A 25,304-nucleotide genomic window follows, 5' to 3' on the forward strand; every position below is an offset into this window, starting at 1 on the left:
AAAAAATTATCCCTCTAAATCTTGTTCTCCACCACCATTAACAGGAAGAATTTGTCCTGTAATCCATTTAGATAGAGGTGATGCTAAGAAAAATACAGCCATAGCTATATCATCTGCTTCTCCTAAAACTTTCATAGGAGTTTTCTTTAACATAACTTCTTCTAATTCTGGAGTTAAAACAGTTGCTAATGCGTGAGTTTTAATAGCTCCTGGTGCAATGGCATTAACTCTAATTATTGGCCCTAAATCAACAGCCATATATTTTGTAAGCTGATTAATTGCAGCCTTAGAACTTCCGTAAACACTCATGTTATGACTTTGCATTAAGCTAGCCATAGAGCTAATATTAACTATTGATCCATATTCACTTGCAATCATGTGTGGAGCACAAAGTCTAGAAAGATTAAAGATACTAAAAACATTAAGATTATATATCTTTTGAAGATATTCAGGAGTTAATTCTAAAAATTTCTCTCTTCCACCTCCGCCACCACCAGCGTTGTTAACTAAAATGTTTATTTTACCAAACTCTTGAATAGTAGCTTTAACAACTTCTTCTAAGTCTTGTATAGATGTAACATCACATTTTACTCCAATAGCTTTAACACCTTCACCTCTAGCTTCGATAGCTGTGTTATCAGCATCAACTTTATTTAAATCAGCACATACAATATTAGCACCAGCTCTAGCTAACATTAGAGCAGAAGCTTTACCAATTCCAGCACCAGCACCAGTTATAATAGCAACCATACCTTTTAAATTATAGTGATTTTCAATTTTAAACATAATAAAACACCTCCTGACTTAATTTTCTAATAAAAGATAGAAAATCCTTTTATTATTAAAAATTAAAAGGATTTAAAAAAACTATTTCGAAAAAAGTATTAAGAATGTTGAGTTAAGGAGGAATATATGAATATAGGAATATTAGGAAATGGAGTTGTAGCAAATGCTTTAGCAGAGGTTTTTCATAAATTAGGACACCCAGTTCAAATAGGAGTAAAAGATTTGAAAGAGGAGATTGAAAAAAAACATTTTATAGAATATGTTGATAGTAAAGATATAGCAGAAGATAATGAAATTATAATTATAGCTGTACCTGGAAATAAAGTTGAAAAAGCTGTAACAAATATAAAAAATCCTGAAGGGAAAATTTTTATTGATTTAACAAATCCCATTGGTGAAGACTATATTTTAACTCGTGGAAGATATACTTCCAATGGAGAAGTAATACAAGAGATTTTAAAAGATTCTCACATAGTGAAAACTTTAAATACTTTGGGAGTAGAGAAGCTAATTAATCCATGTATAAATGAAAAAAAACTTACAATGTTATTAGCTGGGAATAATAAAATAGCTAATAAAAAAGTTGAGGAATTACTTTTTGAAATGGGATTTGATCCTATGTTGATTGGAGATATACATTTCTCTAGATATTTAGAACCTCTTGCAATGATTTGGATAGAGATGGTGAGAAAACAAGGAAAATCTTTTGAAAATGGATTGATTTGGATAAGATAAAATGAGTAAAGAAAAATATGTAGTGTATATTGCAGTGTTAACTGCTTCTTTTGGATATATTTTTGATTTTGATTCAGCAGTTATCTCTAGTAGTATTGAAATTTTGGCAAGCACTTTTAAAATAGACAAACAAATGGTTGGAACACTAATAACTATTGTTTTGATAGGTGGATTAATAGGTGGACTTTGTGCAGGATATTTTTCTGAAAAAATAGGAAGAAAAAAAACGATTATTTATAGTTTGTTTGGATTTTTAATAGGTGGTCTTATAACTACATTCTCCATAAATATAGAGATGTTTATGTTGGGAAGATTGGTTATGGGATTAGGATTAGGAAGTGTTTTTTTAGTAGGATCTATATATGTAATTGAAATATCACCAATTGAGACAAGAGGAAGGAATGGAACGATAAATCAACTGTTTATGCCATTTGGATTAGTTGTAGGATTTTGGTTAGCATATTTAATTACGAATAATTTAACAAATAGATTTATAATAAATAATTCTTGGAGAGTTTTATTTTTTTTAGAAACTTTTCAAGGGTTAATTATATTTATACTTTTTCTAAAGATTCCAGAAAGTCCTAGATGGCTATATTTAAAAGGATTTAAAGATAAAGCTAGAGAAAGTTTGAAAAAAGTATTACCTGATGATAGAGTTGAAAAGGTTATGGAAGAGTTAAATGTAACTGAAAGCAATGAAAAAACACCAAATAAAAGGAATTTTCAAAGCATAACAAAAGGAATAAAAATAGTTCTTTTGTTAGTTGTAGTTTCGGCAGTTTTTAAGCAATTCTCTGGAATAAATCCAATAATATATTATGCGCCAGAAATTTTTCAAGAGACTTCTTCAGTTAGTACATCAGGATATTTTCAAAGTGTAACAATGGGAATATATGAGATTTTAGGATCAATTATTGTTTTATTTCTAATCGATAGATATGGAAGGAAAAAATTGTTATTTTACGGAACTTTAGTAATGACAATTTCTTTAGGTTATTTAACGTATGCATTATTTTATAAAGAGCGAGGAGTTTATGATGTATATTCAGTATACATATATAATTTAACTTATACAGTGGCACTAGGAACAGCTTTAACAGTGTATATATCAGAGATTACACCAAATTCAATTAGGTCGTTGGGAGTTACACTATTTAATGTTATAAACTATATATTTGATATAACATTAACACAAATTTATCCAGCGATAGATTTAAGAAGTGAATCACTACCATTTTTTATATTTTTTATAATAAGTTTATTATCACTATTTTTTATTCCTTTTATTCCTGAAACAAAGGGTAAAACTTTAGAGGAGATAGGAGAGTTTTGGAATAAAATAAAATAAAATAAAATAAAATCTGAGCTTAGTGACAAGCTCAGATTTTTATTTACTTTTTAACTGGTTCAACCATATCTTTATAAGGCCAAGTACTCATCCCTTCTTTAGAATTATAGATATTTTTAAAGCCGTTTTTCTTCAAAATTTCAGCAGCTTTTTTAGAACGATTTCCACTTACACAAAAAGTTATATATGTTTCATCTTTATTAAGTTCTGACAATCGTTTTTCTAGATCAGGAAGAGGAATATGTTTAGCTCCTTTAACTAATCCTGTTTTTTCAACTTCATCGTTATTTCGAACATCTAAAAGAGTACCTTTATTTTTATTTAGAATATCCATAACTTCAGAAAGAGAAACAGTTTCATAGTAACCTTCAACATCGTTGTAAGATGGAGTATTAGCAAAAGAAGTAGAGTTTAAACCTAAAACTAGTAATAACATAGATAAAAATATTTTTTTCATTAAAATCCTCCTTAAATTATTTTTATTTTTTAGAAATAAGTCCTCGAATACCTCCAGAAATTAAAAGAGTAACATCTTTTAGTATATTAGGTAGATTGAAAGGACCAGAGTAAGCTATATATCTAGGTTCCCACTGAGGATTAAATTTATCTTTAAAGCTACGAAGTCCTTTGAAATTATAAAAATGCTCTCCGTGGGAGAAAATAGCACGTTCTATCTTATTCCAAAATGAAGCGGTATTATCTTCGATTCCAGCTAAGGGGGCCATCCCTAAATTAAATTTTTTAAAGCCATTTTCCTTTCCATAATTCATAACACAGATAAAAAAATAATCCATAGTTCCATGAACAGCATCATTTCGATATCTCATTAAATCAAGAGATATCTCCTCTTTATTACTTGTTTCTAAGAGATTTCCAAAGGCTAAAATTTTATTATCTTTTTTTATAACTCCCACTGGAAAGTTTAATAGATACTCTTTTGTAAATTTACCTAAAGAAAATCCTTTTTCTTTGGCATTTTTATCTTGTAACCATTCATTAGAAATACTTTCTAAATCATCTAAAATTTCAGGCACTTTTTCAACTGGAATAACTTCAAAAGCATACCCCTCTTTTTCCACTCTATTAAAAGCATGTCTTAAAGGTTTCGCATCACTACCGTCTAACGTAAAATTTTCTAAATGAACTTGAGCAAATTCACCAATTTTTAAAAAGCTAAGTCCCACATCTAAATAATAATTTAAGTAATTTTTGTTAATTTCATAGAAAACAGTCTCTTTTTTATTAGTTTTACAGTGATTATAAAATTTCCAAATGCAACTTCCAAAAGTTTTTTCATCTCCAATAGGGTCTCCCATAGCTACAAATGAGTGCCCACTTTTTCCAAACATGATAAAAGAGTTTTTACTATCATCAAATATAATCTCTTTATCTCCTAAAAGAGCTAAATAAGCATCTGTTGTACTAGAAAGATTGATACAATTTTTTAAATCTGTATCTGTTGGAGAATTTTCTATTTCACTTGGTTCAATATTAGGTTCTTTCTTATAATTTTTTTTAGCTACAATAACGTTTAAAATAGCTAATATAGCAAAGGCAAAGAAAATACCTAAAAGTGTATTTGAAAACTTCCAAGAAATTTTTGAAAAAAATTCAGTTTCTTTATATGAAAAAATACCTAAATATATTCCTATTAAAATGATTAAACCAATAGTTAAAATCTTTTTTATAGATGGTTTTTCAGATAAAAATCCACTTTTTCTATAAAAATATTTTTTAGTAGGGATAGTTCCAATAAAGGTTAAAGTTAAAAAAGCTATAAAAAATAGATGGAACTCTTTAACTATAGATAAAGCAACAGAACATCCTAAGAATATTATAGAAAGAAAATAAGCAAGCTCAAATCTATTTTGAATATAATAAGCTAAAAATAATAGAGTAGTTCCAACAGCAGCACCTATAAAATGAGAGGTTTCCAAGCTTAAAAACGGAAAGATAACCTCTACTTTTGTTATTAAATCAGACTTAAATGGAAAAAATCCTGAAAAAATAAGAATAATTCCAGAAAGTGATATAATCACACTTAAAAAATTAGGGAACTGAGAAAAAATAATATTTTCAATACCAGTAATTTTAGTGTTATCTTTTCTGATGAAAAGATGATAGATTGTAAAAATAGTAAAAGCTACAAGTAGTGGTATGAAGAAATAAGCTATTCTATATACTAAAAGAGCACCAATAATTTTATCTGAAGAATAAGCCCCTCCTAATAAAGTTAAAAAAATCAAATCAAAAACACCAATTCCTCCAGGAACGTTACTTAAGAAACCTAAAATTTGTGCAATAATAAAAATAGCTAAAAAATGGAAAAAATCAATTCTATTATGTGGAGGTAGTGCAAAATACAATACAAAACTTAAAGAAATCCAATCAGCTAAAGCAACAATAATCCTATTGATTAAAATTTCTTTAGTGTTTTTATGCTTTTTTACGATTACCCCAGTAAAAATAATAGCTCCAATTAAAAGAATAATTCCAATGGGAACTGTAGTGTCTATAGGTAGTTTTATAGGTAACTTTATATCAACTAAAGAAACTGGAAGAAGGGTTAAAAAAATACCTCCAATCCAAAGTAGTCCTAACCAAAAGGTTGTATAACAAAATATAACTACATTCATAATAGTTTTATACGGAACTCCTAAAATAGAATACAGATTTAATCTAAGTCCAGATGCAGTCAGACCAGATAGACCGATAGAGTTAGCAAAAGCAAAACTAACAAAAGCAACGAAACCTATATTTTTTTTAGGTAAATTGTAGTTTTCGTTTTTAAAAGCTAAAATATCAAAGCAAGTTAAAATTAGATAGTCTAAACATACAAAGAAAATAATTAAAGTTATTGCCCAAAAAGGGATAGCTTCAATTGAAGATCTTAAGTCATGAAGACTATATTTTTTTAACTCTTTGTGTATAAAAAATACAGCAACTAAAAAAATAGTTAATTCAGCTGCAATTTTAAAATATTCAATAATTTTTTTCTTATTAAATTTTGAAACATCTTCCATAGTAACCCCACCTCATTAATTAAATATCACTATAATAGATTTACAAAAAAAACTAAATTATCCTCTATTAAATAAAAATAAAAAAAAGAATACTTAATTTACCTGAGTTAAATAAGTGGTTGAATATACAAATAAAAAATGTTGTAAAAATGTTCTAAATACAATATAATCGTTTTATAAATACAATAAACACGCGTTCATAAAACAATAAGGAGAAGAAAAGTGAAGATAAATAGCACTAAAGTAGCTCAAATAGCTGGAGTTTCAAGAAGTACAGTTTCGAGAGTTATAAATAATTATCCCAATGTTCCTTCAGAAACGAGAGAAAAGGTTTTAAAGATTATAGATGAGCTAGGATACATTCCTAACTCTAGTGCTCAAGTTTTAGCTGGAAAAAAAAGTAGAACAATTGGACTTTTTATCTATGGAGATAATAATGATAAAAGCAAGATATTAGATAATGGATTATCTTTTGGTTATTACTTAGATTTTATAAATAGAGTTTTAAAAGAGGCATTAAAATCAGATTACCAGTTATTAGTTGATGTAATAAACGATAATAGTTTTTCTAAAGTAGAGTCGTTATATGTAAATAGAGATATTGTTGGAGGAATATTTATAGGATTTAAAGAGGGCGAAGAAAATATAAAAAAAATAATAAAGCAATACTCTCCAATTGTATTAGTTGACTATCTTTTAAATCCAAGTTGTGAAAACAAAGGAGTTTATTATATAAATACAGAAGATTTTAATGGAGCTAAAGAAGCTACGGAACACCTTATAAAATTAGGAAAAAAAAGAGTTATCCATATATCAGGAGATAGATGTAAACTTTCTGGAAAAGAAAGAGAAAATGGTTATTTAGAAGCTATGAAAAAATTTGGAATAGCTCCAATGATTTATAATGGTAACTATTCAGATGAAAAAGCTACAGAGATAGTAATGGAATTATTAGAGAAAAATATAGAGTTTGATGGAGTGTTTTGTGCCAATGACAATATGAGTTATTGTGTAAATAATATTTTAAAAGAAAATGGAAAAGAGAATATTCCAATTATAGGGTTTGATAATTTAAGAAATACAATTCCTTTAGGACTTATGTCGGTAGCTCCAGATATAAATAACTTGGCTAAAACAGCAGTAGAACTACTTGTAAATGATAAAGGAGAAAAACCAAAGGTAACTTTTGTGAAAACAACTTTAATAAAAGGTTTAGAGGAGTATGTAAAAGAGAGTTATTTAGATTAAGTAGGAGGAAAGATGATATATATAAACGAAGAGAAAAAAGAGTTTCACTTACAAAGTATAAATATGAGCTATATATTTAATGTTATGAAAAATGGGCAATTAGGTAACTTATACTTTGGAAAAAAAATAAAACATAGAGAAAGTTTCTCTCATTTTTTTCATCAACCAGAAGTAGGTATAGGAATAATAGCTCATCATGAAGATGATCCTGGATTTTCATTAGAGTATTATAAACAAGAGTATCCATCGTATGGGACAACAGATTTTAGAAAACCTGCTTTTCAAATAGAAAGTGGAGATAATAGTAGAATTAGTGATTTTGTATATAAAGGGTATAGAGTTTATAAAGGAAAAGAAAAATTAAAAGGGTTACCTTCCACTTATATGGAAAATGAAGGAGAGGGAGAAACTTTAGAAATAGAGTTAGAAGATAATGTTTTAAATTGTAAACTGTTTTTAACATACACGGTGTATAAAGATAGAGATGTAATTACAAGAAATGCAAGGTTTGAAAACAATGGAAAAGAAAGTATAAATATTCATAGAGCTATGAGTTTTGCATTAGATCTTCCAGATTATAATTATGAAATGATACACCTTTCGGGAGCTTGGGCAAGAGAGAGATTTATAAAAAATAGAAAACTTGAAGTTGGATGTCAATATATTGATAGTACTAGAGGGGCGAGTAGTGCTCATCAAAATCCATTCATAATTTTAAAAAGACCTGAAACAACTGAAAATATGGGAGAAAGCATAGGTTTTGCTTTGGTTTATTCAGGAAATTTCTTAGCACATGTAGAGGTAGATCACTTTGATGCAACAAGAGTTACGATGGGTATTAATCCATTTGATTTTAAGTGGGAGCTAAAAAGCGGAGAAAGTTTTCAAACTCCAGAAGCAATAATTGTGTATAGTGATAAAGGAATGAATGATTTAAGCCAAACTTTTCATAAACTTTTCCGTGAGAGAGTTGCAAGAGGGGAATGGAGAGATAAAGAAAGACCAATTTTAGTTAATAACTGGGAAGCGACATATTTTGACTTTAATGAGGAAAAAATTGTAGCTATGGCAGGAAAAGCAAAAGAGTTAGGATTTGAACTTTTTGTTTTAGATGATGGTTGGTTTGGAAAAAGAAATGATGATAAAACATCTTTAGGAGATTGGTTTCCAAATTTAGAAAAATTACCAAATGGAATTAAAGGTTTAGGAGAAAAAGTAGTAAAAGAGGGAATTAAATTTGGACTTTGGTTTGAACCAGAGATGATTAGTAAAAATAGTAGATTATATGAGGAGCATCCAGATTGGATTTTAGGAGTACAAAATAGAAGATTATCAATGGGGAGAAATCAATATATATTAGATCTTTCAAAAGAAGAGGTTAGAGATTATATAGTTAATATTTTATCTGAAAGATTTTCAGAGGCACCAATAAGTTATGTAAAATGGGATATGAATAGAAATATGACAGAGATAACATATCAAGATTTACCACATAAATACATACTTGGATTATATGAGATCTTAGAGACATTAACAACTAAGTTTCCGCATATATTATTTGAATCATGTGCATCAGGAGGGGGAAGATTTGATGCAGGGATGTTACATTATATGCCACAAGTTTGGACTAGTGATGATACAGATGCAATAGTGAGACTAAATATTCAACATGGTACATCATTAGCTTATCCTTTAATATCAATGGGAGCTCATGTGTCAGATATACCAAATCATCAAACAGCTAGAAAAACTAGTTTAAAAACAAGAAATGATGTAGCTAGTTTTGGAAACTTTGGATATGAATTGAATCTTTTAGATTTTGATACTGAAATGGGGGAAGAGGTAAGACAGTATTTAAATTTTTATAAAAGAAATAGAAAACTTATACAGTTTGGAGATTTTTATAGATTAGAAAGTCCTTTTGAAAGCAATACAGCAGCTTGGATGGTTGTGAGTAAAGAAAAAGATGAGGCTTTAGTTGGACATTTTACAATTTTAGCTGAGCCAAATCCAGGATATAATAAAAAAGTGATACTAAAAGGTTTAGATTCTGAGAAAAAATATTTAGTAAATGATGAATTTGAAGCTTATGGAGATGAACTTATGAGTGTTGGAATTGTATTTCCACAACCAGAGAGATATTTTTCAAAAGATTCAGAAACTCAAGATTTTAAAAGTAGAATTTTTAAATTAAAAGAGATTAAATAAAAGCTCACGGGAGGAGTATCATGGTTAGTTTAAAAACAAAATTATCATACGGTTTAGGTGCTTTAGGAAAAGATTATGCTTGTGCAATAGTTTATATATTTTTAATGTATTATTTTACAGATGTTTTAGGGTTAGCTCCAGCCTTTGTAGGAACACTATTTTTAGTAGCTAGAATGTGGGATGCAATAAATGATCCTGCTATGGGTATGATTGTAGATAATACAAGAAGTAAATGGGGAAAATTTAGACCTTGGATTTTAATTGGAACTCTTTTAAATGCTATTACAGTGGTTGGAATGTTTACAAAACCAGAGGCATTTAGTGGGAAAAGTTTATATATCTATATATCTATTATGTATATTCTTTGGGGAATGACTTATACAGTTATGGATATACCATTTTGGTCTATGATACCAGCTCTTTCTGATGATAAAAAAGAAAGAGAGGAGATAGCAGTAGTACCTAGAATATTTGCAAGTTTAGCTTGGTTATCTCTTGGAAGTTTAGGATTACCACTAATAGCATTTTTAGGAAAAGGAAATGAGGGAAGGGGATTCTCATTACTATCACTTGGAATTGCAGGAGTATTTATTTTAACAACTTTACTAATGGTAACAAATGTAAAGGAGCAGATAAAAACTAAAAAAAATAGTGAAAAGATAAATTTAAAAGAAGCCTTTAGATTAATTTTGAAAAATGATCAATTGGTAGCATTGATTGGAACAGTTTTAATGTATAACTTAATGGCGCAAATTTCTGGTGGAGTAGCAATATATTATTTTAAATATGTAATTGGAGTGGAAACTTTATTTTCAGTTTTCACTGGATTTTCAGGGTTAGCAGAGATTGGATCTTTAATGATGTTTCCAATTTTATCAAGAAAGCTAGGAAGAAAAAAGGTGTTTTTCTTAGCATGTGCACTTCCTGTAGTTGGATTTTTAATGTTATTCATTTTTGGAAATGTAGCACCAACAAATGGAACATTAATAGCTTTAGCTGGAATAGTGGCAAAGTTAGGTGGGGGATTAACTTTAGGTATTTCAACAGTAATGCTAGCAGATGTTGTAGATTATGGAGAGTTTAAGTTTGGAAGTAGAAATGAAAGTGTAATTTTCTCAGTTCAAACACTACTTGTAAAATCAGCATCAGCTGTAAGTGGATGGTTAATAGGAATGGGATTGTCACTAGTAGGATATGTTCCAAATGTAGCTCAAAGTGGGTCAGCTATAATGGGAATAAAATATTTGATGATAGTTTTCCCAATTCTACTTTCAATATTTGGGTATGTAATCTATAAAAAATATTATAGATTAAATGGTGAATATTATGATGAAATAGTTGAAGCTATAAAAGTTAAAAGAGAAGTGGAAGCATAAATAAAAATGGTGTAGCTAAAAGTAGTTACACCATTTTTTATTGGTTTATTTTAATCTATCCTATAAAAATTGAAGTATTAAGATTTTCTAAAAGGTTTAATCCAGTTCGATTAGTTATTTTTTCAAAGAAAAAAGAACGACTTAGATTTCCCATAAGTACTAAGTTAGATTTTCCTAAAGCAAAATAAAAATCTTTTAAAGTATCATCTTTAGAGTTAAAGTTTATAACATCAGCAGAAAGACCTTTGTTTTTTAGAAGTTCAACTAAGTAGTGCTTTTCATAATTACAATTCCATGTAAGTATTGGAATACTATCTGTATCTAAATTAGGGAAAAGACTTAAGAAGTTATAAACACTCTTATTAATTTTAACACCATCGTTAGAAACTATTGAGATATTTTCAAAAGTTAATGGTTTATTTCTTAAAATAATAATAGGTCTATAAGCTATTTTTAATAGTTCTAAGAATAAATCATTTAAATATACACTTTGTTCTAGCATAAGTAAGTCGGCAGTTTTTAAAAGAGTTTTAACTTCGTCTACTCCAACTTCAGATTGAACTATAAGTTCAGTTTCAATTTTGTATTTTCTTAAAGCTTCGTGCACTTGAGCAACAAAATCATCTTCCATCTCATTTAAAATTTCAGCAGCGCCACCTGAATTTAAAACAGTCTCGCTAATTGGAATTTTATAAGCAATGTCTCGAATATACATTGGAACGATGTCAAAACCAAAATGAGTTTTTAAGTGAATATAGCTTTTAAAAATAAGATCTAAATCATTGCCATTTTTTAATAGAATAACAACTTTTTTCATAATGAAAATCCTCCCGATAAAAATATCTACATCTGTATGTTCTGAAAAAAAATAAAAATCCTTTAAAACTTTAATAAAATAAAAGGAATGTTGTTTATTTTTTGTAAAATGATTATAATAATTAAGAGGTGATAAAAATGCTAAATTTCTTTAGTTTTAAAAGGATTCAAGAGATTTTTAAAAATATAGCTAGAAATATAGAGTTGATTTTTGAACAGAGAGAGGGTCGAAACGAATTTTGTAAAATTTGTGGAAAAAGAGTTCCAAATAGTGATTTTTCAGAGCAATTTGAAGATGAAGGTGAATTGAGTAGTAGATGTTTGTATTGTAATAAAAAATTTATAAAAGCTAGAGAGAGGGTTATGAAATAATCCTCTCTCTTTTTATTTAGTAATATTTTTTAAATCTCTTTAAATGGATTTGGATTATGAACACATATAATTTTAGTTATGCAGTTTGTTTCATTTTTCCAATTGTGTGGTTTTGTCGAGTTGAAAGTAGTACTATCTCCTGGGTAAAGTATAAACTCTTCATCCTCAAGATTTAAAGTTAAGACTCCTTCTAAAACAAATATAAACTCCTCTCCCTCATGAGAATACAGTTGTAAATTGTATGAACCATTATCTGTGAAGGGCATAATATCTATTAATCTAGGATACAAATTATAAGCTTTTGTATTTGAGCTTAAATTATGTTGGATAATCTTATCTGTAATAGCTACAGCATCTCTATTGTAACTTCTTACAATTAACTTACTCTCCTCTTCTTTTTTATTAAAATCAAAGAAAAATTCTAATTCAACACCTAGAGAGTGAGCAATAATCTCTAGAGAATCAATGGCGATACTTGTCATTCCTCTTTCTAATTGAGATAAAAAACCAACAGATAGATTGCAAGCAGTACTCAAATCTTTTAAAGTCATCTCTCTTTTTTTTCGAAGTTCTTTTATTAAAGAACCAATATTAGTAGAATATTTACTCATTAAAACCCCCTTTATTGTAAAAAATATCTTTATAGTTTAAATTATCATAAAAAATGATAAAATTCTAGAAAAATTTTTAAATTAAATCTATAAATTCATATATATGAATTTCAAAGGCTTTATAAGCCTTGAATTTTAGTTCAAAAATGGTTTTTAAGTTATTTTAAACATGTAAAATTCATAAAAATGAAAAAAGTAGTTGAAAAAAATAAAATTAAAGATTATAATAGGCACAATACGAATAATACGTTCAAAAAATAAAAGGGAGGTATTAAAATGGAAATGACAGAACAAAAGATAACAGATGAAAATGCAGTAGAAGAAATGACAGAAAAAGAGAGCGTTGAAAGGGAAGTCGCCTCAGTTTCAAAGGAAACTTTTGTAGTTTTAACAGTATTTGTAACTCTTTTTATTTATCTTGGTAGCGTTATGGGAATTGACAAAGTTTTTAGTGTTATGATGAAAACTGGTCACGATGTTTTAATGAACACATCTTTTTACATTATGGCTGTAGCCATTTTAGCAGGAGCAGTAGCTTCAATTATGTCAGAGTTTGGAATTGTCGCTTTAATTAATAAAATAATATCACCACTTATGAGGCCACTTTTTGGATTACCAGGAGCAGCAGCACTAGGAGCTGTAACAACGTATATATCAGACAATCCAGCTATTTTAGGACTTGCAGAGGATCATGGATTTAGTAAATATTTTACAAAAGCTGAAAAAGTTACTTATACGAATTTAGGAACAACTTTTGGAATGGGGCTTATTGTAACAGCGTATATGCTAAGTTTAGGAAGTGAGTATATTAAAGCGGTACTTATAGGAAATATAGGAGCAGTTATTGGAGGAGTATTCTCAGTTAGAATGGTTCTTAGATATGCTAAGAAATATTATAATGAATCAAGTAGTGAAAAAATAGATACTAAAGAAGAAGGAGATCTTAGAAAGATTAGAGGAGGAAGTGCTTTTGAAAGACTTTTAGCATCTATGATGGATGGAGCTAAATCAGGAGTAACTCTAGGTCTTGCTTGTGCTTCTGGAACAGTTTTAATTTGTACATTTGTTATGATTTTAACATTTGGACCTCAAGGAGAAAATGGAACGTATGTGGGAGCAGCTTATGAAGGAGTTCAATTATTGCCAAGGTTAGGATCATACTTTACACCAGTTGCAAAAATGTTATGGGGATTTGGGGAACCAGAATTGTTAGCTTATCCTTTTACAGCGTTGGGAGCTGTAGGAAGTGCTATGGGATTAACTAAAGGATTTATAGATAAAGGTTTAGCTAATGCAAATACAATTGCAGTATTTACAGGAATGGGGATTTGTTGGAGTGGTTTTTTAAGCACACATGTTGGAATGTTGGATACATTAAAACATAATCATTTTATAAAAATATGTATTTTATGGCAACTTTTAGGAGGGCTTATAGCAGGAGTTGCAGCAAACTATCTATTTAAACTACTATTATTATTTTAAAGGAAGTGAAGAAGATGGCAATACCCTATGTAATAAATATACAGAAGTACTCTCTTCATGATGGAGACGGAATAAGAACGACAATATTTTTTAAAGGGTGTCTTTTAAACTGTTGGTGGTGTCATAATCCAGAGAGTCAAAGATATACACCAGAGCTACTTTTTAATTATGAAAGATGTAAAGGATGTAAAGAGTGTGAAAAAATTTGTCCAGAACATGTTATAAAAGTTGAAAAGAACATAGCTAAAACAGAAAGAGAAAGTTGTATATTATGTGAAACATGTTTAGATTATTGTGTAAACGAAGCTAGAGAAATAGTTGGGAAGCAATATCCAGTGGAAGAGCTTTTAAAAGAGATTGATAAGGATAAAATGTTTTATGAGGAGTCAGGTGGAGGAGTTACTTTATCAGGTGGGGAGATAATGACTCAAGATATTGGCTATTTAGTTGAGTTATTAAAAAAGATAAAAAAAAGAGGGTACCATGTTACTGTAGACACTTGTGGCTATGCTCCACAAAAAAATTATGAAGCTTTAATAGATTATGTAGATACATTCTTATACGATATAAAAACAATGGACAACGAAGTTCATGAAAAGTATATGGGGAAAGGAAATGAGTTAATACTATCGAATTTAAAGTATTTAAGTGAGTGTGGAAAAAATATATACATAAGAATACCTTTAATAGGTGGAGTGAATAGTAGCCAGGAAAGTATTGAAAAAATTGTAAAGTTTTTAAAAGAGAATATTCAGGTAAAAAAAATAAATCTGCTTCCTTATCACAAAGCAGGAACCAATAAATATGAGAAGTTAGATTTAAGTTATTTAGGAGAAGATTTTGTTACACCTTCACAGGAAGAACTAGAAAAATATTTAGATATCTTTAGAAAAAATGGATTTTCAGATGTTAAAATAGGAGGGTAGATAAAATGAAAAAAAGAGGAATGAATGAAAGAATTCAAAAATTGAGAGAGCAAAGTGTGGAAACTCCAGCACATATTTATATTGAAAGAGCTAAATTAATAACAGAAGCGTATAAAAAGTATGAAGGAGAGGTTTCTATTCCAGAGTTAAGAGCTCTTGCTTTTAAACATTTTATGGAAAATAAATCTATTTGTATAAATGAAGGTGAGTTAATTGTAGGAGAAAAAGGTAATGGACCACAGGCAGCTCCAACTTTTCCAGAACTTTGTTGTCATACTTTAGAAGATATGCATATTATGAATGATAGAGATTTAATATCTTTTAAAGTTACAAAAGAGGATTTGAAAATTCAGGAAGATGAAATTATTCCATATTGGGAGAAAAGATCTATTAGAAATAAAATTATAAACTCTATGGGGAAAGAGTGGAAAGAGTGTTATGAAAGTGGAATTTTTACAGAGTTTATGGAGCAAAGAGGCCCAGGACATACTGTAGGTTCTGAAAATATATATAAATATGGATTTTTAGATTATAAGAAAAAAATTCAAAAAACTATTGAAAAACTAGATTTTTTAAATGATAAGGAAGCTTTAGATAAAAAACAAGAACTGAATGCAATGAGTATTTGTTGTGATGCAATTATAACTTTAGGAAAACGTTATGCTGAGTTAGCTCATAAGTTGGCAAAAGTTGAAAAAGATCCAGTTAGAAAAGAGGAGCTTTTAGAAATTGCTAAAAATTGTGAAGTTGTACCAGCTCATAAGCCAAAAACATATTGGCAAGCTATTCAAATGTATTGGTTTGTTCATATTGGAGTGACTACAGAGTTAAATCCATGGGATGCCTTTAGTCCAGGAAGATTAGATCAGCATTTAAATGGTTTCTATATAAAAGACTGCGAAGATGGAATTTTAAATGAGGAGAGAGGATTAGAACTTTTAGAAAATTTATGGATTAAGTTTAATAATCAACCTGCACCTCCAAAAGTTGGAATAACTTTAAAAGAGAGTAGTACGTATACAGATTTTGCAAATATAAATACAGGAGGAATAACTCCAGATGGACAGGATGGAGTTAATGATGTAAGCTATTTAATTTTAAGATGTATGGATGAGATGAAACTTCTACAACCAAGTTCCAATGTTCAAATTAGTAGAAAAACACCTCTTAAGTTTTTAAAAGAAGCTTGTGCGATTTCACGTAAAGGGTGGGGACAACCAGCTTTTTACAATACAGAAGCTATAGTTCAAGAACTTTTAAATGCTGGGAAAACTTTAGCTGATGCTAGAAGAGGTGGAGCAAGTGGATGTGTAGAAACTGGTGCTTTTGGAAATGAAGCATATATATTAACAGGATATTTTAATCTACCAAAAATTTTAGAGTTAACTTTAAATAATGGTTATGATAAAATTAGTAACAAGCAACTAGGATTAAAATTGGGTTATGCAGAGGATTTTAAAAGCTATGATGAACTTTTTGAAGCTTATAAAAAACAGATAAAGTATTTTATGGATATTAAAATAGAGGGAAGTAATATAATAGAAACAATTTATGCTAAATATATGCCAGTTCCATTTTTATCAGTTATAACAAATGATTGTATCTCTAGAGGAAAAGATTATAATGCTGGAGGAGCTCGTTATAATACAACGTATGTTCAAGGAGTAGGAATTGGAACAATAACTGACTCTCTAGCAGCTATAAAATATAATGTTTATGATGAAAAAAACTTTACAATGGAAGAGTTAATGAATGCTTTAAATAATAACTTTGAAGGTAGTGCAAGAATATTAAATTTAGTAAAAAATAAAACTCCAAAATATGGAAACGATAATGACTATGCAGATGATATAATGAAATCAGTATTTGAGTATTATAACTCAGTTGTAACAGATAGACCTAATATGAAAGGTGGAAGATATGCTATAAATATGTTACCAACAACATGTCACGTGTATTTCGGTGAAGTTATGATGGCAAGTGCAAATGGAAGATTAGCTCATAAACCAGTTTCAGAGGGAATCTCTCCAGAAAAGGGAGCGGATATTTATGGACCGACAGCAGTTTTAAAATCAGCAGCAAAAATGGATCATTTAAAAACTGGTGGAACGTTGTTAAATCAAAAGTTTCTTCCAAATGTAGTAAAAGGTGAAGAGGGATTAAATCATATGGCAGATGTTGTAAAAACATATTTCAATATGGATGGACATCACATACAATTTAATGTAATAGATAAAGAGACACTTTTAAAGGCTCAGCAAAATCCAGATGAATATAAGGATTTAATAGTAAGAGTTGCTGGATATAGTGATCATTTTAGAAATCTAAGTAAAGCTTTACAAGATGAAATAATAGATAGAACAGAACAAAACTTTAATTAGTTAGAAAAAGAAGGAGGACACAGTGAGAATAGGATTTATAGGGGCAGGAAATATGTCTGGTGCAATAATAAAAGGGATAATCTCTTCAGGGATTGTTAAAAAAGAGGATGTATTTGCTGCTGATAAGTTTTTACCAACTTTAGAAAAAGTAAAAACAAACTATGGAATAAATATAACAGAGGATAATAAGGAGGTTGTAGAAAATTGTGATGTAATATTTTTAGCTGTAAAACCACAATTTTATAGTGAAGTAATAAAAGAGATATCACCATTTGTAAAAGAAACTACAACTGTGGTAACTATAGCCCCTGGACAAACTTTAAAAAATTTAGAAGCAACTTTTGGAAAAGAGATTAAAATTGTTAGAACAATGCCAAACACTCCAGCAATGGTTTGTGAAGGAATGACAGCAATTTGTGCAAATAAAAAAGTTACTAAAGGGGAGTTAGACTATATTTGTACTCTTTTAAATTCAATTGGAAAAGCTGAAGTTGTAGCTGAGTATATGATGGATGCTGTAGTTGGAGTTAGTGGAAGCTCACCTGCATATGTTTATATGTTTATAGAGGCTTTGGCAGATGGAGCAGTAATGGAGGGAATGCCAAGAGAGATGGCATATAAGTTTGCAGCTCAAGCAGTTTTAGGAAGTGCTAAAATGGTTTTAGAAACAGGGATACACCCAGGAGCTTTAAAAGATATGGTTTGTTCTCCAGGAGGGACAACAATAGAAGCTGTGAGTATTTTAGAAGAAAGAGGAATGAGAAGTAGTGTTATAGAAGCGATTAGAGGTTGTGTAGCTAAAGCTAGAAAAATGTAAGGGGGAGAAAAAGTGGAGTTTAAAAATGTAAAGGTTATAAAAAAGGCAAATGTATATTTTGATGGAAGGGTAGATAGTAGAACAATTATATTTGAAGATGGAAGTAGAAAAACTTTAGGGTTTATGCAAAAAGGAGAATATGAGTTTGGAACAGCAGCTCCAGAAGTAATGGAAGTTTTAGGTGGAGAGATGCTAATTAAAAGAGCTCAAGATTCTGGATTTATCAAGATAAAAGAGGGAGAAAGTTTTTCTGTAGAGGGAGATTCATCTTTTAAAGTTGTAGTTAATGATTACGCAGATTACTGTTGTTCTTATAAATAAAGAAAATCCCCTTTTGGCTAAGCCAGAAGGGGATTTTTAATTAATCTAAACTCCGTACAGACATTTTTCAATCTCTTTTATAATTTTCTTTAATACAAAAATTCGAGCATAGTATTTGTCATTAGCAGGAACTATATACCAAGGAGAAGAGTTAGTAGAGGTTCTAGAGATCATCTCTTCTACAGCTTCTTTATATTCTTTCCACTTTTCACGGTTTCTCCAATCCTCTTCAGTTATTTTCCATTGTTTAGATGGAGTATTTTCTCTTTCTTTAAATCTTTTTAATTGCTCCTCTTTAGATATCTGTAACCAGAATTTAATAATAATAGAACCATTATTTACCCACTGAGTTTCCATATCCGTAATCTCTTGATAAGCTCTTTTCCACTCATACTTAGTGGCAAATTTTTCCACTCTTTCCACAAGAACTCGACCGTACCATGTTCTATCAAAAATAGCTACATGGCCATATCTAGGAAAGGATCTCCAGAATCTCCAAAGGTAGTGTTTACTCTTTTCAACATCGTTAGGAGCTGCAATTGGGATAACATCATAACCTCTAGGGTCCATTTTTTCAACAACTCTTTTAATATTTCCACCTTTTCCAGCAGCGTCCCAACCTTCATAGGCTATTATAACAGGGATACGCCTAGTGTAAAGTTCATGATGAAGATTTGAAATTTTATTTTGTAGTTTTACTAACTCTTTTTTATACTCTTTTTTATCAATTGTTTTAGAAAGATCCACATCATCTAAAGAGTATGGTTTTTTATAAGGAAGAAGTACATCATCAGGTCGCACTTCTTTTTGATTTAAATAACTTTCTATTTTTTCAACAATTATTCTAAAAACTTCAGATTTAGCTCCATATAAACTATTTGAAGAGATAATATTCCATCCACAATCATAGTTATTAGTTCGTTCAATAATATCTTCCCAACTTTCAATAATAGATTTATAATTAAAATTTTGTTTCCAAGCGTATGGAGTTACTTTCCATGATTTAGCTGGATTTTTTTTAGCTTTAAAGTATCTTTTCTTCTGAATTTTTCTAGAAACATGAAGAAAAAATTTAATTATTAACATTCCACTTCTAATAAGAGAACGTTCAATTTTATTTATCTCTTTACATCTTCGAGTGATATCAGTCGATTCTTGAAAAGCTAAATCATACCAAGATTTATCAAAAATATGAAACTCTCCTTTTCCAGGAATATCTTCTAAGTATTGTTTTAAAGGAAGGTTATTTTCAGCTAAAGGATGATTATGGTTAATAACACGATATCCTCTAGGATCTAAAGTTACAAGAATTTCATTTATAATAGCACCCTTTCCTGAAGCTTCAAGACCTTCAAAAATAATTAAAATAGGAATTTGTTTCTCTTTACCAACTCTTTGAAGTTCAGCAAGTTTTAACTTTAAGGGGTCAATAGTTTTATGATACTCCTTTTCCTTCATTTTTAAACAGCTTTCATTATTTAAAATGCCCATAAAAAAACCTCCTTATTTTGTAAATTCTATTTCTAGAATATACAAGAGTAAGAAGGCAATTCCTGTTTTGAATCTATAATTGTTTTTCTCTATAGTCTAAAAGATTTTTAATCATTAGATCATAACGAGCTGGAAATTTTTTACTACCATTTCCAAAGTATTTTTTCATAATTTCTAACTCCTCTATTTTAGAGAAATCCTCTAAGGTATTTATATTATTACTATGTAAAAGAGTAATAATTTTTGGACTTATGCCTTGAGAGAATGTGATATTGAATTTTTTATTTAGATATTTTCTTAATGATGTAGAGTTTATCTCAATTTCGTGCAGAGTATTTCCTTCGATAGTATTTACAACTTTCTTTTCATACTCTGTTATCTCTTTTGAAATACTTTCAAACTCTCTATCTGCAATTTCTAAAAATCCAGCTAAAAGTTTAAATCTTCTTTTTATATCTGTGGGAAGTTGTCCACTAAACTTATAGTTTTTATCGTGCTCTACTTCAGCCCAAGCATGTTGTAGTATTGTTCTAACTTGGATTTCAAATTTTAGTCCTTCAAATCTTTCGAACTCAGGAAGCTCTAAAAGAGTTTTAGGAAGAGTTGCAACTAAGTGAATAGATTTATATCCAACTTTGTCTTCTCCTAAAGTATCGCTTTTATCAACACTGTTGCTTTCATCAATTATGAATGCGTGTCTTAAAAAATGTTCAACAATCTTAGTTTCACTTTCTAAAAATGTGATAACTCTAAGACCACATAAATCTGTAGCTTCTTCAATACATGTATAACCTTTTCGTTCTACTTTCTTTTGGAAGCTTTCTCGAGTTTTAGCTCTACTTGTAATTGAATGATAGATAATCTTTTCTTTTTCAAAGGACTGCTTTAAAAAACGTTCTAATCTTTTTCCCAATTTACGATAAAGCTCTCTATTTTTTTTGTAGTAGTTTAATAATTGAAATTGATTACAGTTAATTTTTTCCATAGTTACCTCTCTTAAAAAAATAATATCTACATATAGTTATATCACAAAAATAAAAAAATCCTTGTTTTTTTTATTGTATAATGCTACAATAACTCAAAATAATTATTCTTAGGGAGGTGTATTAAATGAAAAAGCAATTAGATATCTTAAAAATTAATACATCTTTAACAGAAACAGTTTTATTTTGGTGGTGGCCATAGTTAGTTTGTAACCTGAGAATGCAGGATACAAACTTATTTTAGCTTGGTCAAAAACTAAAAAAGATTGTATCTGATAGATTAAATTGAGAAACCATTTATTCCACAGATATATTTCTGTGGAATTTTTTTTTACAAAATTTAGGAGGTGTATTAAAGTGAACGACAAAAGAGAAAAGTTTAGTAACAGAATCGGATTTATTTTATCATGTGTAGGAGCAGCCATAGGACTTGGAAATATTTGGCTTTTCTCTTGGAAGTTAGGAACTTATGGTGGAGCAGCGTTTTTAATACCATACTTTATATTCATGGCACTATTTGCTTATATCGGATTAGTTGGGGAGATATCATTTGGAAGAATGATGAAAAAAGGTGTTTTAGGTGTTGGAAAACTTATGGAAAAAAAGAAAGTACCATTTGCTAAGTTTTTACCAATTGTTCCAATAGTTTCTGTAGCTGGAATATTTACATTTTATGTAATAGTTTTTGGATGGATAATAAAATATTTTGTAACATATCTAATGGTAGATATGAATACTTTAAATTATGAAGAGTATTTTATGAGTTTTACAGGAAATACAGAATCAATATTCTGGCATTTTGTAGCTGTAGTTTTAAGTGTTGGAGTAATATCTTTAGGAGTTATAAAAGGTATTGAAAAGATAAATAAAATTGTAATGCCACTTATGTTTATAATATTCTTTGGACTTATGATAAAATCTTTAAGTCTTCCTGGAGCTATGGAGGGAGTTAAATTTTTATTAAATCCAGATTGGGATAAACTTCTAAATCCAGTAACTTGGGTAATGGCTTTAGGTCAAGCATTTTTCACAGTGGGAGTAAGTGGATCAGCACTTTTAGTTTATGGTAGTTATTTAGATAAAGATGTAAATATATCTGTAAGTGTTGTTCAAACATGTATTTTAGACACTTTAGCAGCACTAATGGCCGGATTTATAATTATACCTGCAGCTTTTGCTTTTGGATATGGACCTGGAGCAGGACCAAGCTTACTATTTATAACGCTTCCATCTGTGTTTAATAATATGGCTGGTGGAAGAATTTTAGGAATAATATTCTTTTTAAGTGTTATATTTGCAGCGATATCATCTGCAATAAACCAATTGGAAGTTCCTGTAGAAGCAGCTATGGAAAAGTTTAATATCTCTAGAGTCAAAGCTAGTATAATAGTTGGTGGAATTTTATTTTTAATAGGATTACCATTGGATTTAGATATGAATCTATTTGGAACTTTTGCAGATACAATGACAATCTATTTAATTCCTCTTGGAGCGATTATAATTTTAGGATTCTATTTCTATGGAATAGATTCAAAATCTATAGAATATGAGATTGATTTAGGAGCAAAACATAAAGTTGGAAAGTATATTGTAAAAATAGGAAAATATATATTTGTACCTGGAGTATTAATAATTCTGATATTAGGAGTTTTATATGGAGGTATAGGATAAGATAAAAATCCCAAGAGTTTAAATACTCTTGGGATTTTTTATTAAAAAATGTAACTTATTCCAGCACCAATTCTCCAAGAGTTCTCTTTAGAAAATTCGTATAAATAGTTAGTATATATAGAAAGTCCTGTTTGAAGTTCCCCAACTTTAACATTAATTCCAATTTCTTGAGAAAATCTATTTTTGTTATTTATATCTATAGAACCAGTTTCATTTCCCAAAGATTGCACTTTAAATTTCATATTTTTATCAATATTGTTTAAGTCTTGTTTTAGATATCCAACTAAAGAAAGTTTAACTCCATAGTTTTTAATATCAAATTTTTTTCCTAAATCTCCACCAAGATAGAAAGTATTTAAGAATCCATTTAATTTATCTAAGTTAAGATTATATGTTCCATTGTGTTCATCAATACTTTTTTGAAATACTCCCATTGATTGGAATTTTCCAATTGGTTCTACATAAAAAGAGTTCCAATTAAATATTTTTGATATTTTTCCCATTCCACCAACATAGAAAGTTTTAATTTTAGAATCTAAACTTTCATTGAAATCTACAGTTTTGACAGATGTTAAAGTATCATTGTATTGAGAGTAATCAAATTGAATATTTCTATCTAAATCGCCTTTAGAATATCCAAGAAATAAAGCTCCAAGTCCATTAAAATTATTTTTATTATAGTTTAAATAACCTGTTCCTTGAAATAAATTATCCTCACGTTTTCCGTAGTCATTTTTAAATTTGTCACTTAATCGAGTATAATTAAGAAGCCAACCACTACTGATAGAAGAGGTTAAAGGATAGTTTTTACCAATAAAAAGACTATTTAACTCTTGATTATACCCAAGAATATTGTCATAACCACTTTTATTAACTTTTTCAAAAGAGTATCCGAAAATATATCTCTCTTTAGATAAAATTTTTGGAATTTCAGTTAAATGAGATAAAATATTATTGTTTCCAAACTCTATGGCATCTCTAGTTTGATAAATAAGAGATGGGAAATATCCACGACCAAAAATTTCATTTAAATAATTTTCAAAATGATCACTACTTTTAGAAGATAGAATTATATCAAACAATCTATCTTTAGATGGATTTTTAGAATCGTAATAGATATTTTCTAAATAATTACCTAAAGGATCATTTGTAAGAACAGAAAAGCTAAGTTTACTAAAGATAGCTTCATTTCCGTGTAGAATTAATTTATAGCCGTAGAGATTGCTTTTTATCTCTTTTGCAGATTTTATAATGGTATTATCTAGAGTAGCTTTACTCATAAGATTGTAGTTATTTCCCATATAACTTTTTCCTAAATAAATAGTTTCAATAGATTTTTTTTCAGAAGAGGTAACAATAGAACCACCTTTCTCCATAACTAAATTACCACCTCGATATATTAAAGGGAGATTATTATCAGTAGGTTTAACTATTTTACCCCAGTTATGAAGAGTACCTTTTCCATTTAATAAAATACCATTTTTATTCAGGTTAACTACACCACTTGGTTCATTTGTTCCAATTGCTGAATGACCAAGTTGGAATGCAAAACTTCCATCAGTATATATATCTTGAGGAGCAGGTGGATTGATATTAATAAGTCCAAAGTTTTTTAGAACAGTATTTTTTCCACCACTCATTCCTGAATAACTTCTACCATTTATATTTATAGTCCCATTATTTATTGCGACTCCAGCTTCAGAAACACCCATACCACTAGAAACAATATTGTTTGGATTTTTTCCAGTGTCATCCATTGTTAAAGTCCCATTATTTATAATAGTTCCTCCAGGTGAAAACATACCAAAGTTAGTGTTATATGTTTTTATGATACCATCATTAACTCCAATACCACCTTCAGAAGCACAAATACCAATATTCCCATTAGTTATATCAATAACACCTGTTGATGAGTTAGTAAAGTGTCCCTTTCCAATAACTTGAACTCCTTGATACCCGTTACCAGAAATAGTACCGTTATTAATTCCTGTTGTATTTCCATAAATTTGAATACCAGTTGCGTAGTATGAATTTAAGTGAATATTTCCGTTGTTGATTCCTAAACCGTCACTGATAACATTGATACCAGTTCCATAAAGACCATTAATATTTATATTTCCATCATTAATAACAGTTCCACCACCAGAAGCTTGCATTCCAGTTGTAGTAGTATTATGAGGATTATTATCAATAGTTAAAGTATTTTTGTTAAAAAGAGTATAGCCAGTTAGAATACTACCCATTCCAACAAAATGATCTTTGTTAATAGTAAAATCACCCATTAAAGGGGCTTTGTCTGTGTATAAAGTTTTTCCGGGATAATAATATTTACCATAGAAAATATATCCATTTTTAGGTGATGGAGTAGTATGAGGTTGTTCTGGTGGTTCAACTTCATGGACGTGATCTGTAGATGGGTGTTCTGGTGTGGGAGGCGTAGGAATAATAGGTGGAGCAGGTGGAAGAACTGGTTTTTGAGGTGGAACAATAGGTGGAAGTGTAATAGCTTGAGTTGATAATTTGAAATAAGAGTTGTTAGTTTGACTCATAGGTCGAGTGTTGTCTTTAAAGTAATTATAATCTGACCAAAAGATGAGGCCACTTTGCTCTTGGGCAAAGACACTGGATGTTTGTAAAGTTACTGCAAGTAGTAAAAGATTAAAATTTTTCATAACTTTTCCTCCTGACAAATAAAATATTGTGCAC

20 protein-coding genes are annotated in these 25,304 nt (G+C 29.3%); 12 read left to right on the forward strand and 8 right to left on the reverse strand.

What is annotated here, in order from left to right; translation table 11 throughout:
• Window positions 1–6: 6 nt before the first annotated feature.
• Window positions 7–786 carry a glucose 1-dehydrogenase gene (locus tag MKD34_RS09355; protein WP_240220993.1) on the reverse strand — a complete coding sequence of 260 codons (780 nt, stop codon included), beginning with the start codon at window positions 784–786 and terminating at the stop codon, window positions 7–9.
• A 126-nt stretch (window positions 787–912) separates the two neighbouring features.
• Between MKD34_RS09355 and MKD34_RS09360 the strand changes: the two genes are divergently transcribed.
• The gene (locus MKD34_RS09360; protein WP_240220995.1) at window positions 913–1,521 is read left to right on the forward strand and encodes an NADPH-dependent F420 reductase; all 609 of its coding nucleotides are present in this window, start codon (window positions 913–915) and stop codon (window positions 1,519–1,521) included.
• Between the two features lies 1 nt (window position 1,522).
• The gene (locus MKD34_RS09365) at window positions 1,523–2,872 is read left to right on the forward strand and encodes a sugar porter family MFS transporter (protein ID WP_240220997.1); all 1,350 of its coding nucleotides are present in this window, start codon (window positions 1,523–1,525) and stop codon (window positions 2,870–2,872) included.
• Window positions 2,873–2,915: 43 nt separating this feature from the next.
• On the opposite strand, the gene MKD34_RS09370 is transcribed toward MKD34_RS09365, so the two are convergent.
• Both MKD34_RS09370 and mprF read right to left on the reverse strand, forming a co-directional pair.
• Window positions 2,916–3,329: a rhodanese-like domain-containing protein gene (locus MKD34_RS09370; protein WP_240220999.1), complete on the reverse strand. Its 414-nt coding sequence runs from the start codon at window positions 3,327–3,329 to the stop codon at window positions 2,916–2,918.
• A gap of 22 nt (window positions 3,330–3,351) precedes the next feature.
• Window positions 3,352–5,895, reverse strand: a complete 2,544-nt coding sequence (gene mprF, locus MKD34_RS09375) for a bifunctional lysylphosphatidylglycerol flippase/synthetase MprF (RefSeq protein WP_240221001.1) — start codon at window positions 5,893–5,895, stop codon at window positions 3,352–3,354.
• A gap of 222 nt (window positions 5,896–6,117) precedes the next feature.
• Here mprF and MKD34_RS09380 point away from each other — a divergent pair, with 222 nt between their 5' ends.
• Genes MKD34_RS09380 through melB form a run of 3 tightly spaced genes read left to right on the forward strand, consistent with a single transcriptional unit; the run spans window position 6,118 to window position 10,727 of the window.
• Window positions 6,118–7,143 (forward strand): LacI family DNA-binding transcriptional regulator, encoded by a 1,026-nt coding sequence (locus tag MKD34_RS09380; protein ID WP_240221003.1) that lies wholly within the window; start codon window positions 6,118–6,120, stop codon window positions 7,141–7,143.
• A gap of 12 nt (window positions 7,144–7,155) precedes the next feature.
• Window positions 7,156–9,351, forward strand: coding sequence for an alpha-galactosidase (locus tag MKD34_RS09385; RefSeq protein WP_240221005.1), 2,196 nt, complete (start codon window positions 7,156–7,158; stop codon window positions 9,349–9,351).
• A 20-nt stretch (window positions 9,352–9,371) separates the two neighbouring features.
• Complete coding sequence (melB, locus tag MKD34_RS09390) at window positions 9,372–10,727, forward strand: melibiose:sodium transporter MelB (protein WP_240221007.1); 1,356 nt, start codon at window positions 9,372–9,374, stop codon at window positions 10,725–10,727.
• A 55-nt stretch (window positions 10,728–10,782) separates the two neighbouring features.
• On the opposite strand, the gene MKD34_RS09395 is transcribed toward melB, so the two are convergent.
• On the reverse strand, window positions 10,783–11,544 hold the full coding sequence (locus tag MKD34_RS09395) for a hypothetical protein (protein ID WP_240221009.1): 762 nt from the start codon (window positions 11,542–11,544) through the stop codon (window positions 10,783–10,785).
• A 137-nt stretch (window positions 11,545–11,681) separates the two neighbouring features.
• Here MKD34_RS09395 and MKD34_RS09400 point away from each other — a divergent pair, with 137 nt between their 5' ends.
• Complete coding sequence (locus tag MKD34_RS09400) at window positions 11,682–11,915, forward strand: hypothetical protein (protein ID WP_023051294.1); 234 nt, start codon at window positions 11,682–11,684, stop codon at window positions 11,913–11,915.
• A 29-nt stretch (window positions 11,916–11,944) separates the two neighbouring features.
• Here the strand turns inward: MKD34_RS09400 and MKD34_RS09405 are convergent, their stop codons facing one another.
• Window positions 11,945–12,526, reverse strand: coding sequence for a helix-turn-helix domain-containing protein (locus tag MKD34_RS09405; RefSeq protein WP_240221011.1), 582 nt, complete (start codon window positions 12,524–12,526; stop codon window positions 11,945–11,947).
• A 324-nt stretch (window positions 12,527–12,850) separates the two neighbouring features.
• On the opposite strand from MKD34_RS09405, the gene MKD34_RS09410 reads away from it, so the two are divergent.
• The 5 genes from MKD34_RS09410 to ppnP are packed head-to-tail and all read left to right on the forward strand — an operon-like array spanning window position 12,851 to window position 18,453.
• The gene (locus tag MKD34_RS09410; protein WP_407933870.1) at window positions 12,851–14,008 is read left to right on the forward strand and encodes a CD0519/CD1768 family membrane protein; all 1,158 of its coding nucleotides are present in this window, start codon (window positions 12,851–12,853) and stop codon (window positions 14,006–14,008) included.
• Window positions 14,009–14,022: 14 nt separating this feature from the next.
• Window positions 14,023–14,934 (forward strand): trans-4-hydroxy-L-proline dehydratase activase, encoded by a 912-nt coding sequence (locus MKD34_RS09415; protein ID WP_240221015.1) that lies wholly within the window; start codon window positions 14,023–14,025, stop codon window positions 14,932–14,934.
• A 5-nt stretch (window positions 14,935–14,939) separates the two neighbouring features.
• The gene (hypD, locus tag MKD34_RS09420; RefSeq protein ID WP_240221017.1) at window positions 14,940–17,315 is read left to right on the forward strand and encodes a trans-4-hydroxy-L-proline dehydratase; all 2,376 of its coding nucleotides are present in this window, start codon (window positions 14,940–14,942) and stop codon (window positions 17,313–17,315) included.
• 22 nt (window positions 17,316–17,337) lie between these two features.
• Entirely contained in the window at window positions 17,338–18,132 is a 795-nt protein-coding gene (proC, locus tag MKD34_RS09425; protein WP_240221025.1) for a pyrroline-5-carboxylate reductase, read from the forward strand.
• 12 nt (window positions 18,133–18,144) lie between these two features.
• The gene (ppnP, locus tag MKD34_RS09430) at window positions 18,145–18,453 is read left to right on the forward strand and encodes a pyrimidine/purine nucleoside phosphorylase (protein WP_023051300.1); all 309 of its coding nucleotides are present in this window, start codon (window positions 18,145–18,147) and stop codon (window positions 18,451–18,453) included.
• Between the two features lie 45 nt (window positions 18,454–18,498).
• Here ppnP and MKD34_RS09435 read toward each other — a convergent pair whose 3' ends face one another.
• Both MKD34_RS09435 and MKD34_RS09440 read right to left on the reverse strand, forming a co-directional pair.
• Entirely contained in the window at window positions 18,499–19,944 is a 1,446-nt protein-coding gene (locus tag MKD34_RS09435; RefSeq protein ID WP_240221026.1) for a phosphate--AMP phosphotransferase, read from the reverse strand.
• Between the two features lie 73 nt (window positions 19,945–20,017).
• Window positions 20,018–20,929, reverse strand: a complete 912-nt coding sequence (locus tag MKD34_RS09440; protein ID WP_240221028.1) for a GTP pyrophosphokinase — start codon at window positions 20,927–20,929, stop codon at window positions 20,018–20,020.
• Between the two features lie 355 nt (window positions 20,930–21,284).
• Here MKD34_RS09440 and MKD34_RS09445 point away from each other — a divergent pair, with 355 nt between their 5' ends.
• Window positions 21,285–22,598, forward strand: a complete 1,314-nt coding sequence (locus MKD34_RS09445) for a sodium-dependent transporter (protein WP_240221030.1) — start codon at window positions 21,285–21,287, stop codon at window positions 22,596–22,598.
• Window positions 22,599–22,639: 41 nt separating this feature from the next.
• Here MKD34_RS09445 and MKD34_RS09450 read toward each other — a convergent pair whose 3' ends face one another.
• Complete coding sequence (locus MKD34_RS09450; protein ID WP_240221032.1) at window positions 22,640–25,270, reverse strand: autotransporter outer membrane beta-barrel domain-containing protein; 2,631 nt, start codon at window positions 25,268–25,270, stop codon at window positions 22,640–22,642.
• Window positions 25,271–25,304 lie beyond the last annotated feature (34 nt).

The sequence above is a fragment of the Cetobacterium somerae genome (assembly GCF_022430525.1).
Taxonomy (GTDB): Bacteria; Fusobacteriota; Fusobacteriia; order Fusobacteriales; family Fusobacteriaceae; genus Cetobacterium_A.

Excerpts from the sequence above, each read along its gene's own strand:
- MKD34_RS09355 (WP_240220993.1), bottom strand. The coding sequence starts at position 786 with ATGTTTAAAATTGAAAATCACTATAATTTAAAAGGTATGGTTGCTATT.
- MKD34_RS09360 (WP_240220995.1), top strand. The coding sequence starts at position 913 with ATGAATATAGGAATATTAGGAAATGGAGTTGTAGCAAATGCTTTAGCA.
- MKD34_RS09365 (WP_240220997.1), top strand. The coding sequence starts at position 1,523 with ATGAGTAAAGAAAAATATGTAGTGTATATTGCAGTGTTAACTGCTTCT.
- MKD34_RS09370 (WP_240220999.1), bottom strand. The coding sequence starts at position 3,329 with ATGAAAAAAATATTTTTATCTATGTTATTACTAGTTTTAGGTTTAAAC.
- mprF (WP_240221001.1), bottom strand. The coding sequence starts at position 5,895 with ATGGAAGATGTTTCAAAATTTAATAAGAAAAAAATTATTGAATATTTT.
- MKD34_RS09385 (WP_240221005.1), top strand. The coding sequence starts at position 7,156 with ATGATATATATAAACGAAGAGAAAAAAGAGTTTCACTTACAAAGTATA.
- melB (WP_240221007.1), top strand. The coding sequence starts at position 9,372 with ATGGTTAGTTTAAAAACAAAATTATCATACGGTTTAGGTGCTTTAGGA.
- MKD34_RS09395 (WP_240221009.1), bottom strand. The coding sequence starts at position 11,544 with ATGAAAAAAGTTGTTATTCTATTAAAAAATGGCAATGATTTAGATCTT.
- MKD34_RS09400 (WP_023051294.1), top strand. The coding sequence starts at position 11,682 with ATGCTAAATTTCTTTAGTTTTAAAAGGATTCAAGAGATTTTTAAAAAT.
- MKD34_RS09405 (WP_240221011.1), bottom strand. The coding sequence starts at position 12,526 with ATGAGTAAATATTCTACTAATATTGGTTCTTTAATAAAAGAACTTCGA.
- MKD34_RS09410 (WP_407933870.1), top strand. The coding sequence starts at position 12,851 with ATGACAGAAAAAGAGAGCGTTGAAAGGGAAGTCGCCTCAGTTTCAAAG.
- MKD34_RS09415 (WP_240221015.1), top strand. The coding sequence starts at position 14,023 with ATGGCAATACCCTATGTAATAAATATACAGAAGTACTCTCTTCATGAT.
- hypD (WP_240221017.1), top strand. The coding sequence starts at position 14,940 with ATGAAAAAAAGAGGAATGAATGAAAGAATTCAAAAATTGAGAGAGCAA.
- MKD34_RS09435 (WP_240221026.1), bottom strand. The coding sequence starts at position 19,944 with ATGGGCATTTTAAATAATGAAAGCTGTTTAAAAATGAAGGAAAAGGAG.
- MKD34_RS09440 (WP_240221028.1), bottom strand. The coding sequence starts at position 20,929 with ATGGAAAAAATTAACTGTAATCAATTTCAATTATTAAACTACTACAAA.
- MKD34_RS09450 (WP_240221032.1), bottom strand. The coding sequence starts at position 25,270 with ATGAAAAATTTTAATCTTTTACTACTTGCAGTAACTTTACAAACATCC.